This window comes from Alexandriicola marinus (assembly GCF_004000435.1).
Lineage (GTDB): Bacteria > Pseudomonadota > Alphaproteobacteria > Rhodobacterales > Rhodobacteraceae > Alexandriicola > Alexandriicola marinus.
The window spans coordinates 260826-273400 of sequence record NZ_RBVZ01000003.1 but is presented as its reverse complement, the minus strand read 5'-3'; the positions used below and the strand labels follow the sequence as shown (position 1 = coordinate 273400).

At 62.1% G+C, this 12575-nt stretch carries 12 protein-coding genes and 1 tRNA gene; 5 read left to right on the top strand and 8 right to left on the bottom strand.

The features are described 5' to 3' along the window. Positions 1-20: 20 nt before the first annotated feature. Positions 21-1472, top strand: coding sequence for a cobyric acid synthase (locus EP376_RS13910; protein ID WP_127656198.1), 1452 nt, complete (start codon positions 21-23; stop codon positions 1470-1472). Positions 1473-1479: 7 nt separating this feature from the next. Here EP376_RS13910 and EP376_RS13905 read toward each other — a convergent pair whose 3' ends face one another. The 3 genes from EP376_RS13905 to EP376_RS13895 all read right to left on the bottom strand — a co-directional run bounded on the left by EP376_RS13905 (position 1480) and on the right by EP376_RS13895 (position 4846). Then, positions 1480-2691 carry a hypothetical protein gene (locus EP376_RS13905; RefSeq protein WP_127656197.1) on the bottom strand — a complete coding sequence of 404 codons (1212 nt, stop codon included), beginning with the start codon at positions 2689-2691 and terminating at the stop codon, positions 1480-1482. Between the two features lie 89 nt (positions 2692-2780). After that, on the bottom strand, positions 2781-4148 hold the full coding sequence (locus EP376_RS13900; protein WP_127656196.1) for a TolC family outer membrane protein: 1368 nt from the start codon (positions 4146-4148) through the stop codon (positions 2781-2783). A 44-nt stretch (positions 4149-4192) separates the two neighbouring features. Then, positions 4193-4846, bottom strand: coding sequence for a protein-L-isoaspartate O-methyltransferase family protein (locus EP376_RS13895; protein WP_127656195.1), 654 nt, complete (start codon positions 4844-4846; stop codon positions 4193-4195). A 129-nt stretch (positions 4847-4975) separates the two neighbouring features. Here EP376_RS13895 and EP376_RS13890 point away from each other — a divergent pair. Then, positions 4976-5049, top strand: a tRNA-Cys gene (locus EP376_RS13890). Positions 5050-5960: 911 nt separating this feature from the next. Further along, positions 5961-6908: a sensor domain-containing diguanylate cyclase gene (locus EP376_RS13885; protein ID WP_127656194.1), complete on the top strand. Its 948-nt coding sequence runs from the start codon at positions 5961-5963 to the stop codon at positions 6906-6908. A 358-nt stretch (positions 6909-7266) separates the two neighbouring features. Here the strand turns inward: EP376_RS13885 and EP376_RS13880 are convergent, their stop codons facing one another. The 5 genes from EP376_RS13880 to EP376_RS13860 form a co-directional block, all read right to left on the bottom strand. Further along, on the bottom strand, positions 7267-7995 hold the full coding sequence (locus tag EP376_RS13880; protein ID WP_127656193.1) for an ABC transporter ATP-binding protein: 729 nt from the start codon (positions 7993-7995) through the stop codon (positions 7267-7269). Next, positions 7980-8747 carry an ABC transporter permease gene (locus EP376_RS13875; RefSeq protein WP_127656192.1) on the bottom strand — a complete coding sequence of 256 codons (768 nt, stop codon included), beginning with the start codon at positions 8745-8747 and terminating at the stop codon, positions 7980-7982. Before EP376_RS13875 ends, EP376_RS13880 begins: the two co-directional genes overlap by 16 nt. A gap of 10 nt (positions 8748-8757) precedes the next feature. After that, entirely contained in the window at positions 8758-9246 is a 489-nt protein-coding gene (locus EP376_RS13870; protein WP_127656191.1) for a type 2 periplasmic-binding domain-containing protein, read from the bottom strand. Continuing rightward, the gene (locus EP376_RS13865) at positions 9243-9542 is read right to left on the bottom strand and encodes a hypothetical protein (protein ID WP_127656190.1); all 300 of its coding nucleotides are present in this window, start codon (positions 9540-9542) and stop codon (positions 9243-9245) included. The genes EP376_RS13870 and EP376_RS13865 overlap by 4 nt, the downstream gene beginning before the upstream one ends. A 185-nt stretch (positions 9543-9727) precedes the next feature. Further along, positions 9728-10639 (bottom strand): LysR family transcriptional regulator, encoded by a 912-nt coding sequence (locus EP376_RS13860; protein WP_164744939.1) that lies wholly within the window; start codon positions 10637-10639, stop codon positions 9728-9730. Between the two features lie 110 nt (positions 10640-10749). Between EP376_RS13860 and EP376_RS13855 the strand changes: the two genes are divergently transcribed. Both EP376_RS13855 and EP376_RS13850 read left to right on the top strand, forming a co-directional pair. Further along, a complete protein-coding gene (locus tag EP376_RS13855) occupies positions 10750-11538 on the top strand; it encodes a cysteine hydrolase family protein (protein ID WP_127656188.1) in 789 nt (262 codons plus the stop codon). Next, entirely contained in the window at positions 11535-12572 is a 1038-nt protein-coding gene (locus tag EP376_RS13850) for an ABC transporter substrate-binding protein (protein ID WP_203331018.1), read from the top strand. The genes EP376_RS13855 and EP376_RS13850 overlap by 4 nt, the downstream gene beginning before the upstream one ends. Positions 12573-12575: the final 3 nt, after the last annotated feature.

The following is a 12575-nucleotide window of genomic DNA, read 5'->3' as shown; positions in this document are numbered from 1 at the left end:
AGTTAGCCCGGAGGAGCCGTATGACCAAGAGCATCATGATCCAGGGCGCGGGGTCGAATGTCGGCAAGTCGATGCTGGTGGCCGGTATAGCGCGTGCGGCACGGGCGCGCGGGATGTCGGTGGTCCCGTTCAAGCCGCAGAACATGTCGAACAACGCGGCCGTCACCGTCGATGGCGGCGAGATCGGCCGGGCACAGGCGCTTCAGGCGCGGGCCGCGGGCCTTGATCCGGTGACGGACATGAACCCGGTACTGCTCAAGCCCGAGACGGAAACCGGTGCGCAGGTCGTTGTTCAGGGCCGCCGCATCGCAACTGCGCGCGCCCGGGAATACGGGGCGCTGAAGGCCACTTTGCTGCCCCGCGTTCTGGAAAGCTTTCGGCGGCTGGCCTCGGGACATGACCTTGTCATTGTCGAAGGCGCGGGCAGCCCCGCCGAGATCAATCTGCGCCGGGGTGACATTGCCAATATGGGATTTGCCGAAGCCGCCGGTGTGCCCGTTGCCCTGATCGGTGACATCGACCGGGGCGGCGTGATCGCCCAGCTTGTCGGAACCCATGCGGTTCTGCCAAAGGCGGATCGCGACCGGATCAGCGCCTTTGCCGTGAACAAGTTTCGGGGCGACACCAGCCTATTTCACGACGGGATGGACGAGATCGCCTCTCGCACAGGCTGGGCACCGCTGGGCATCATTCCGTGGTTCGAGGAGGCGTGGCGCCTACCGGCCGAGGATATCCTCGATATCCGGGGCCGCCCGGGCGATGGGTTGCGCATCGCCGTGCCGCGGCTGCGCCGGATCGCGAATTTCGACGACCTCGATCCCCTGTCTGCCGAGCCGGGCGTCTCGGTCGAGCTGATCGAGGCGGGTCGCCCCCTGCCCGGCGATGCGGATGTGGTCCTGATCCCCGGATCGAAGAGCACGATCGCCGATCTGGCTCATTTCCGGGAACAGGGATGGGATATCGATCTGCGGGCGCATCAGCGCCGCGGCGGGCGTATCCTCGGGATTTGCGGTGGATACCAGATGCTGGGCCGGCGGATTGCCGATCCGGACGGGATCGAAGGGGCCGCCTGCGAAGTCGAGGGTCTGGGTTTTCTGGACATCGAAACCGTCATGACGCCGGAAAAGCGGTTGGCCCTGACCGACGCGGTCGATCTGGCGTCCGGGCGGGCGGTCAACGGATATGAGATCCATATCGGCCAGACCGATGGTCCCGACACCGCGCGCGCATGGCTGAGCATCGACGGTCGCCCCGAGGGGGCCGCATCACCCGATGGCCGCGTGCGGGGATGTTATCTGCACGGTCTGTTCTCGGCCGACGATTTCCGGGCCGAATGGCTGACCGAGATGGGTGGTGCAAGCACCGTGACCGACTATGGCCAAACGGTCGATGACACGCTCGACCATCTGGCCCGGCACCTTGAAACCCATATGGATCTGGATCGGCTATTCGGACTGGCGGGGCCGGTCTGAAGGGGCGCTATTCGAACCCCTGTTCTGCCAGGGCGCGGTAAATCTCGCGGCGCACCAGCTTGCGGACGTTGCGGGTGATGCGTTCGCCCAACGGGCCCTGCAATTCCTCGCGGACGATTTCGGCCACCATTCGGCGCAGTGTCTCTTCGTCGAGAACCTCGTCCTGCTCCAGATAAGCGGTCAGCTGGTCTTCGAGCGGGTCGGGGGCATCTTCGATTTCGGCCTCTGCGAAATAGGCTTCGGCGGCCTCGAACTTCTCCGCCGCATCCTCGGGGTCCGTCTCGTCTCGCTGATCCGGGGTATCCGACATCTCGGCATCTTCGACCGGCCCGCCCGATGCGAACCGACTGGAAAAGAAGACGCCCACCTCGCTTGCGGCGTCCCAATCCATGACGGGCGTTTCTTCGCTTCCGTCAGGTTCCCACTCTTCAGCCGCACCCGAAATCGCGGCCTCGAGTTCGGCAATGGTTGATTCGATCGCGCGACGATCAGAGTGTTCGGCCTCAGGCGCCGGGATTTCGATCTCGGCGGTCTGCTGCGCGGGCGTGTCCTGCCCGGACGGCCCCGCCAAATCATCGTCACCCTGGAGCGCGGCATCATTGGTCAGTCCCGCCTCGGGATCGGCACCTTCGGATTCGAGCGCATCCAGCTCCGCCTGCCCGCGCGCCACCCATTCGGGCACCTGATCCGTCTTTTCGGCCTCCGGCACGCCCCCGTCGTCCCGGGCCTTTGCCGCCGGGGTATCGGGAGCGGTATCCGAGGTGACCGCGGCTTCGGGATCATCTTCGTCGGTCCAGACAATCTCCCCCCGGAGGCCGGCGTCATCGCCCTCTTCGTCGGCCTCGGCATTCTCGGGGCCGGCGTCAGCGGTCGTGTCGGCCTGCGTATCGGCGGTGTCCGTCTCGTCAAGCCACTCCTGAGGCTCCGGCTCTTCAACACGATAGGCCGGGGTCAGAACAAATCGAACGGGGTTGTCGACCTCCGATCGGTCACCCTCGCCCGCATCTTCGCGCCCATCGGGGCCCGCGATATCCGCCCGGTATTCGGCACCGAGCTCGAGCACGCCGGGTTCCTCCTCTGGCGACGCGGCCCCCGTCTTGGAAGACGACTTCGTTTCGGAAGAAGTGCCCGGATCACGCAGTTTCTCGCCCTCGGACACGAGCCGACGAATCGAGGACAAGACATCCTCTATCTGGATATTGGTCACAGGATCGGACATCGTCTACTCTGATTGGCCTCGGCCATCACTCTAGACACTAAGTGAAAATCCCACAACAGATACGCGGGATTTGAGACACTTCCAGCGCGCTATTGCTGCCCGATCGCTTCCAGCACCCGATCAAGCGCCCGGCCCTGTTCGGACAGCTGTGTCGGCGCGTCCTTGACCAGATTGTAGTAGGCCTCGGGATCGTACAGCTGGACGTTCAGGTTCAGATGCTCGGCGGTCATAAGGCCCATCGACGACAAAACGGTGTAGGAGGCCACGACCTCATCCACCTGAGCCGCGATCAGATTTGCGCGGGCATCGAGCAGTTCCTGCTCGGCATTGAGAACATCAAGCGTTGTCCGCGCGCCTAGATCGGCCTCTTCCCGCACGCCGCGGAAGGCGATGGTCGCTGCCCGAACCTGACGTTCGGACGCATCGCGCGTCGCCCGCGCGACCTCCCAGAAGGCATAGGCATTGGTGACATTCTGTTCGATCGACTGCGCTGTCACGTACAGATCGGCCCGCGCAGCATCCCGGCGCGCCTGTGCCTCGCGAAGCTGGCTTGCAAGCCGTCCGCCCTGATAAATCGGGCCACCGACACTCAACCCGATGCTCTGGCTTTCGCGTCCGTCGAAATCGATCCGGGCCGTCCCGTTGAGGCTGACCGTCGGCACATGGGCCAGTTCGGCCCTCTCCACACTGATATCGGCCGATGCGACCGAATGCCGTGCCTGCAGGATCACCGGATGATTGCGCAGCGCGAATTCCTTGATCTCGCGCAGCGACCGCCGGATCGGCACCTGATTGGCCGGCTGAAGCTGGCCGGGCTGTCGTCCGACCGCCGCAACATATTCCGCAATCGCCCGGGCAAGAGTGCCCTCTTCGGCGGCAAGCTGGCTCCGGGCCGAGGCAAGGCGCGCTTCGGCGGAGGCGACATCCGTCCGGGTGATTTCACCGACCTCGAACCGATCCTCCGCAGCACGCAATTCCTGCGTGATCAGCCGGACGTTGTTCTGCCGCAGCGCCACGAATTCAGACGCGCGGCGCACTTCCATGTAGGCCTCGACGATGCGCAGCAGGACCTGCTGTTCGATGTTGACGAGCCCCTCACGCGTCGCCAGAACCAGCTCTTTCTGGCCATCCACGGCCAGCTGGTTGCGCCCGCCATCATAGAGCGTCATTTCCGCCTGAAGCTGAAGACCCCCGGTGATGAAATCGGAATTGGGCGCTTGCGGGAACTGGGACTGAGCCGACATCGACCAGCTGACAACCGGCATCAGGGCAGACACCGCGTTCGCAACGCCTTCGTCGGCGGCGCGCAGCAGGGCACGGTTCTGTTCCAGAAGCCCGCTTGCCTCGTAGCCGTGTGCCAGCGCATCCGCGAGCGATTCCGACGAGGCCTGAGATGCCAGACCAAGACACAGCGCCGCCGCACCGACACTACCTGCTATCTTGTGAAAAATGCCCATCTGTTCCCCGATCAATCCAACCGATCCGCCAATACCTTCACCGCCTAAAGTGCAAACACCTCCGGGCGTTCAAAACCCGTCAGTACAGGGGCCGCGGCGTTGAACGATGAGCGCCAGCTGATCCGTCCGTCCGCCTTCACCCCGACCCGTGCCACGCCAAGCGTGCCCTCCGAAAACAGGCAGCCGATCCGGCCACCGTCGTTGAGCTGGGCAACAAACGCCTCGGGCAATGTCTCGACCGCGCCCTCGATGACGATCACGTCATAGGGGCCGTTCTTCTCGGCACCTTCGGCCAGAGGCCCTTCCAGCACGGCGGCATTGTCGACGCCATTGGCCGAAAGTGTGGCCTGCGCCTCCTGCGCCCGCTCGGGGTCATCTTCCAGACCGACGACGAATTCCGCCATCCGCGCCAGAACGGCCGTCGAATAGCCAAGGCCGCAACCGACATCGAGGATGACATCGCCCGGCCTGATTTCCAGCCCGTCCAGAAGCTTGGCGAACGTCCGCGGCTCCAGCAGCACACGATCGCCGCCCAGAGGGATGTTGTCGCCGACATAGGCGGCCTCGCGCTGCCCCTGCGGCACGTACAACTCGCGCGGCACATTCAGCATCGCGTCGATGATCGGAAACTTTGTCACATCCGACGGCCGGACCTGCGTGTCGACCATCATGATCCGGCGAGAGGTATAGTCGGGCAAGGCGGTAAACTCTTTCGTTCATTTGGCTCTGATCGGTGATGCCACATCGACGCCCCCTCGGCAACGGCCATGTACCTGCCTCACCACGCTTGCAAGGCCCCGGCGCCTCGTATATTCGGACCCTCGAGAGGCGAGTTGGCGGAGTGGTGACGCAGCGGATTGCAAATCCGTGTACACCGGTTCGATTCCGGTACTCGCCTCCATTAAAATCAGACATTTAGAGCGACTTCGGCCGCCAAAATAGCGATACGCGCCTTATGCTACCTGCACACACCTGATGCAGCGCTGAATCACTGTGTGGATCAAGACGTTTGGTGGGCTGCTAAGAGGGCTTGTTATTCCGCATGTTCGACGATGTGGCGCTGTGGTGTCCTTACGATTCGTGTGCCGCTGACCTTTTCAGCAAGTCCCGCCAGTTCAACGATCCCAAGTCAGATGACTTCAACTGATGTCACCAGCGACACGCTGGACCGGCCTGCACGCGCGGGGTAGCGGTGTCCGATGGTCCATGTAGCGGCCCACGACGGATGGCGCCGTAGCCAGGCTTCACGCGAGATATTCGCGGACGTGGAGTTCTAGTGATTTGGCCCAAATGGATGACGGAAGACGAAGAGGGCTTTACTTAATTTCTTTCGGCTGTTCAGCAGACACAATGCCCGACACGAAGGGGGCGAAACGCGCAACAGATGTTTGGGGATCTCCATGCGCCCCGCCTGAATACCTGATGCAAACCAGAAATAAGAAATGAGAGACAGCAACGCTGCCAGTGTCTTGACTGACAAGATATCACTCACCGACCAAGTGTTTATCGGGAGCATTTTCGACGACATTGGGATCCGCCAAGATTGGGAAGGAGGTGACACGAAGAACCTCACGCATCGCCCATAGAATTCGAAGCCAATCTGCAGAAACCGGCCCATATCTGTGTCGGGGGCTGTAATACCCGCGGAGGTGCCGATAGCACAATCAGGCGGTGCAGATATTCTTATGGAAAGGTGTCTCGAAATCCAGTTAGTAGGGGCCCGAGCCGTTTGGGCGCCACTCCAAACGCTTCGCAACCTACAGAAGCAAACGGGATGGTTGACCAATCCCGCTGAGTTATCGGAACCATCTTATGCGATTTCAAGCATGCTCTGATCCAATCTGGCAGACGATTCTGGATCACGTGGAAGAAGCTGTTGTCGTCTATGACAAAGATGGCGGCCTAGCGTATTGGAACAAGAAGTTCAAAGAACTCTACGCATACACGGATGATGAGCTTTCGGTCGGAATCCATTTTTCGGAATTGGGAAGACTCGATGTTCAGAAAGGCAACGTTGCGATCGGCGACGACATTGGAGAAGGTGCGGAATACCTGGCGCGAAAGGCAGAGTACCGCGCACGTTTGAAAGGATCTTTCTTCGTCCATCTGAAGGACGGACGCTGGATCAAGACGACAGATCGACGGCTTCCAGACGGCGGATTTGTGAGCGTGCAGACAGAAGTCACGGAATTGCGCCAGCTTTACTCTGACCTAATGGACAAGAACGACCGTCTGGCCAAGGCAAATGATGAGCTACAAAGAGCTTTGAACACCGACTTCCTGACAGGTGCGCTTAGTCGTGAGGCAATTATCTCGCAAGTCGAGCAAATTCTCTTGGGAGAGCCGGAAGATGAAGTTCATAGATATGCGATGCTCGTCGATCTGGACCACTTCAAGACAGTCAATGATACGCACGGCCATCTGATTGGCGACCAGGTTCTCCAAGACTTGGCCGCAATAGCACGCCGGCACTCTGCGTCGATCAACCATTTCGGCCGCATGGGCGGGGACGAATTTCTGGGCATTGTAAACGTCGAAAACGGAACCTGCCCGACGGACTTTTTTCATATGTTCAAATCCGATTTCGACCAGGCCTGCGCTGAATATCGAACGAGCAGCACTGGCCAAGTGTTGGGATTAAGTGCTGGGTTTTCCAGGATAGATGAAGAGACAAGCAACTTCAGCACTCTTTATCACAAGTTGGATCAAGCGCTTTATCGAGCAAAGGCGCTGGGAAAACACACGGCAGTTGTCGTCTGATCGCATTTGCGCTGAATACACTGATTCCGACGGAAGCGGTGGCCGGTCATCAACGTTAAGGCACAGAAGGGTGCTTGATCTGACACGGCGTGTAGCTCCCCCATCTGCATTGGCAGATCTATCTCGGGCCCGCTCCCTGTCGCAATGCACAGGATGCTCCGCAGGCGCGCGGCCCGGATCAACGGCGGGTTGCCGACGATGAAATCCGCATGGCCCTGGCACGGGACCTGTGCGCGGGCCTCGGGGTCCGGGCAGCCCCTTTCTCGCCACGGGATCGCACATACGGGGCCAATGCGGCGGCGAAGGTGCAGCCGTCAGGCTTTCGGAAAAGATGACGGCCTCGGCGGCACAGGACTTGTCATGACAGGCCTTCCTCCCCGCCGCCAAGGGCCTCGGTAATCTGCCGGATCGCGGTGGCGTCCCGCTTTGCGCGGGGCACATCAAGCCGATCGTCACGGATGATCGAGGCTGGCCGTCCCTCTATTCGGAGCACCCGGTCGGCCAGACGGGCGGCATCTTCGGGTTCGTGACTGACAAGGATCATCGTGGGCTTCCGATCCTCGATGACGCGGGCGACGACCTTCTGCAATTCGCGCACCAGTTGCCGGTCGATCGAGACGAATGGCTCGTCCAGAAGCAAAAGTCGCGGCTCGACGGCGAGGGCACGGGCCAGAGCCACGCGGCGCTGCATTCCACCGGACAGATCGCCCGGCCGCGCGCTTTCATAGCCCGAAAGACCCATTTCCGACAGCAGACGCGCGGCCTCCTCCTTGCTCGTGTCGGGGGAGACCGCACGGATATTGCCCACCGCGTCGAGCCATGGCAGCAGGCGCGGGTCCTGGAACACGAAGCCCGGTGGAGAGGCCTCTGCCGCGGGGCGGCCCATCACATCGACGCGGCCATCGAAATCGGTGTCGAGCCCGGCGATCATCCGCAAGAGCGTCGACTTGCCGACGCCCGACGGGCCGATCAGCGCCAGAACCTCGCCCTGCTCCACGTCGAAACGAAGGTCTTCGAACAGAAGCCCCGTTGCGCCGGTGAACCGCTTGGCGCGCAGATCGACGGATACGGCTAGGTCGGTCGCCATCCGAGTATCCTTGCTTCCAGCCGCCGCATCACGAGGTATTCAAAGGTGATCACCACGGTCATGAAGGCCAGCGTATAGGCCAGTATGCCCTCGATATCGAAGTTCTGGAAAAAGACCCCGATGCGGAACCCGACGCCTCCGTCCGACCCCAGCACCTCGAAGACCAGAACGATCTTCCAGATCAGCGAAAGCCCGGTGCGCGCCGCGGTCAGCATGTAGGGCATCAATTGCGGGATCACGATGAGCCGGACCCGACGCCACAGGTCGAGCCGGTAGACACGGCCCAGTTCGGCAAAACCGTAATCGAGCGCGCGAACGCCTTCGCGCATGGTGACCGCGACAAGCGGGGTCTTGTTGATCGTAACCGCGAGGATCAGGGCAAATTCGCTCAACCCGAGCCAGATATAGCAGGTAATCGCCACGACGATCGCCGGGATGTTCAGACCGATCAGAACCCAGCTTCCGAAAAGCCTGTCGACGCCGCGAAACCGCCCGAGCACCGCGCCGATCAAGGAGCCGATGGTCATCGCCGCAACAAAGGCCCAGGCCGCGCGGACCAGCGTCTTGGCAAGGTCGGCAACCAGGTGCCGTTCGGTCGCGAGCCGCCACAATTCCACGATCACCTCGACAGGGGTCGGGAAAAGACGATGCGACACGGCCAGCGCCAGAAGATGCCAGATCAGAAATAGAAGCGGGAGCGAGGCGGCCTCAAGCAAGAAACCGCGCGTGCCATCCCCCCTTGCCCGTCCCATTCAAGCCCTTTCAGCCCCGGTCGGCGGACCAGTAAGTCCCCGGATCGCGTGTTTCGCCATCGCCCGTGAGGTCGGGCCCGCAATATTCGGCCATGATCGCGAACGCTGCGGCCGCCGCGTCGATCATGTCGTCGGTATAGCCCGGCGCGATACCCGCGCGATAGTCCGTCCCGAGGGTTTCGAACAGGGTGTCGTTGTCCACGGCACCCATCTCTTTGCGCAACGCCTTCCATGCGGCGTCGTCGTTCACCAGAACGTCCCTAGCCTCGAACGAGGCGCCCGGAAACCCTGTGATCGCGTCCCGGTGCCTGGCAACCTTGTCGGCCTGCGTCACCCCTGTCCGATTGGTATAATGAGCCTGCCGCTCCCTCCAGCTCTTGTCAGCCGGGCCACCAGCGATCCCGATCGACTTGCCGGCAAGATCGCGGGCACAGGCGATATCACTGCCTTCGGGCACCATCACGCCTGCCGCTGCCAACGCATACGGCATACAGGTCACGACCTCACCACGTGAGCGCACCGAGGCATGCCAGATGTCGTCCGAAAGATCGCCGCGCCCGACAAGAACGCCACATGTCCGGCCTGCTTGTGCACGACATCCATCAGGGACAGCTCAATCCCGTTGCGGCCATAGATGCCGCCCTCGATGATCGTTTCCATCTCCCAGCTGGAGGTGCCGTTCAACGGCACGCCGGCGGTCAGCTTCTTGGCCGTCGGCGAAAGTGCAAAGGCACGCGCAGGCGGCGATCCGGCGAAGGAACCCGCTAGCAACTTGTTGAAATCTATTTGTTTCATCGGCTTGCCCCTCCCATGGCAAGGCCCATGATCACACAGCGTCCCGAGAAGGCTAGCACCGGCAAGTTTCGCAGGACCCAATGTTGATCATCCGATTATCCAATGGGACATCCAGTCAATTTGTTGCAACAGCGCATCCGCCGGATCGCCGGGTTCCGGATATCATGCCGACCCCGACCGACGGTTCAGACATGGCTGTACTGATCTGTCAGCGCGCGACTGATCTGTTCGGCAAAGCGCGAAACAGCGACCGACATCGCCCGGTCACGATGCTGACCCAGCCGCAAGGTTCCGGGTTTGATGTCGCGCTCGTCGATCAGGCGGCTGACCAGACCGTCCTGCGCGGTCCCTTCGTCCGGGGCACCGATCTCGATCTGGAAGGTGAGCGAATCGGTGCGCGCCACATGGGCCTTGAGGTATTCGAAGGAATTGCTTTCCAGCACCGGCGGCCGGCCATAGGTCTTGTCGAGGATCGCGGCGTTGATCAGGGCCCGCCCGCCAAAGCCCTGCCCCGGCAGAATCACCGGATAGCCGAAGCATTGCCGCAGGCGGAGCGTCTTGTGCCGGGTCAGGGGGTGGTCCGCCGCCATGATGGCTGCCAGTCGTTGCTGCACCCCCAGCAGGACCTTGTATTCCGGAAGCGCCCCGTCGTCGAAAACAAGCACCAGATCTACAAGGTAATCCTGCAGCGCCTGCTGCGCCGCGCCATGTTCCAGAACCATGACCTCGAAATTCACATTGGGAAACTCGGACTGGTAGGCCGCGATCTGGGCGGGCAGGAAATACCGGATCAGGGCCTGGCTGCATCCGATCGAAACACGGCCCCGGCGCAACCCCGACAGATCCGCGATCCGCGATTGCAGGCGCTCTGTCTCGGCCAGCGTCTCGCGGACATGCTGAATGACCAACTCCCCCGCGGCGTTCAGCCGGACCCCTTTCGAACTGCGCTCGAATATCTCGTAGCCAAGCTCATCCTCGTAGCCCTGCAAACGGCGCTGAACGGCCGAAGGAGTCAATGCCGCCTGTTCCGCCGCAGCCCGGATCGAGCCGGTCCGGGCGATCGTTTCAATGATCATGAAGGTGGTGAGATGTTTCATCGGACCATTCTGCCATTGCGTTGCGTTTTGAGCAACACATAGGCGCAAATCTAGCAGACGACAGCAACACGCGAATCGTGAACGATCCGGCCGAACCATGGGGGATCGGAATGACCGACGCGCAAGGACTGCCGCATAGCGACCGCTGGAAGAGTGATGGCACCAGTGTCAGCCTCCTGCGCAATCGCCCTGCGCCCCGGCCCGTCCGCTTTGATGCAGCGCCCGAGCCGGTCGTCGTCGACATGGCACGCGCGGCACTTGTCATCATCGACATGCAGAACGATTTCCTCGAATCCGAGGGCTGGTTCGCAACGGCCCGCGGCGTCGACGTCTCCCCCCTGTCAGAAGTGATCGGCACCGTGAATGCGCTCAGCCGGGCCTTCCGCACGATCGGCGCGCCGGTCCTGCATGTGAACTGGGCGGTGCGCGCCGACGTGGCGAACCTGCCGGCCAACGTGCTCGACAAGGGGTCGTCCTGCGGCGCGCGGCCGGGCTATGGCGACGAGATCGCCTCGGGCCGCGTTCTGGTGGCGGGCGAATGGGGCGCGCAAAGCGTCGACGCGATCGAGACTGCGCCGTCCGACATTCACGTGGGCAAACACCGCCTGACCGGGTTCCGCGACAACGAACTGGACCCGATTCTGCGCCGGCTTGGCGTGGACACCTTGTTCTTCACCGGGGTCAATCTGGACCGTTGCGTCTTTGCGACCCTGGCCGATGGCTGCTTTGGCGGCTTTGACGCGGTGCTGGTCGAAGACGCGACCACCACCGTCTCTCCCCCGTATGTGACCGACGCGATCCTCTACCTGATCCGTCTTCTCTACGGCTTCACGACCCGATCCGCGGACCTCCTCCCCGCGATTTCCTCACTCTCTCAGGAAGAAGGAATATCCCAATGACAATGACACGACGCACGTTCACGAAACTCGCCGCCGCATCCGCGATGTCGGGCCTGGCCGCCCCCGCGATCGCCCAGGGCAATCGCGAGATCAAGATGATCCTCAACTGGCGTTACCAGGGCCCGCAATCATGGTTCTTCCTCGCCGATGACAAGGGCTATTTCGCCGAGGCCGGGATCGACATGGTCATGGATCAGGGCAGCGGCTCGGGTGCCGCCGTGGGCCAGGTGGCCGGCGGCGCTTATGACGTGGGCTTCGGCGATGTGAACGCCTTGATCCGTCTGGCCGCGACCAACCCCGACGAGGCGCCGATCTGCGTCTATCAGATGTATAACAAGCCACCCTTCACCGTAGCCGTCCTGTCGGACAGCGACATCATGACAGCCGAAGACCTCGAAGGCCGCCTGCTGGGCGGGGCGCCCAATGACGGCGCGCTGAAGCTGTTCCCGGCATTCGCCAATCTCGCCGGTCTCGACACGTCGTCGATCGAAATCCTGAACTTCCAGTCCAGCCTGCGCGAACAGATGCTCCGGACCGAGCAGGTCGAAGGCGTCTTCGGCTATGTCAACACGATCCGCTTCTCCGCCAAGCTGTCGGGCATGAACCCGGATGAGGACATCCGCTTCATCTCTTACGGCGATTACGGGATGGACCTGTATTCCAATGGCATGATCATCCCCAAGGCCATGGCCGAGAACGAGCCCGAAATGGTCAAGGGCATGATCTGGGCGATCAACGAAGGTGTGAAGGACACGCTCGCCGATCTCGACGCCGCCGTCGATTCGGTCGCCGCCCGCGAACCGCTGATCAACAAGGAGGTCGAGAAGGAACGCCTGATCGCCACTCTGCAGGACGAGATGAACCATCCCGAGCTTGCGACCACGGGCCTGGGCGCCGTCGATCCCGAACGCTTCGCGACTTCGATCGACATCGTGGTCGAGGCCGATCAGCTGCCGCGCACGCCGGATGCCTCCGAGGTCTATACCGACGCCTTCCTGCCGGCCGAGGAAGACCGGATCTACAGCCTGCTGTAATCG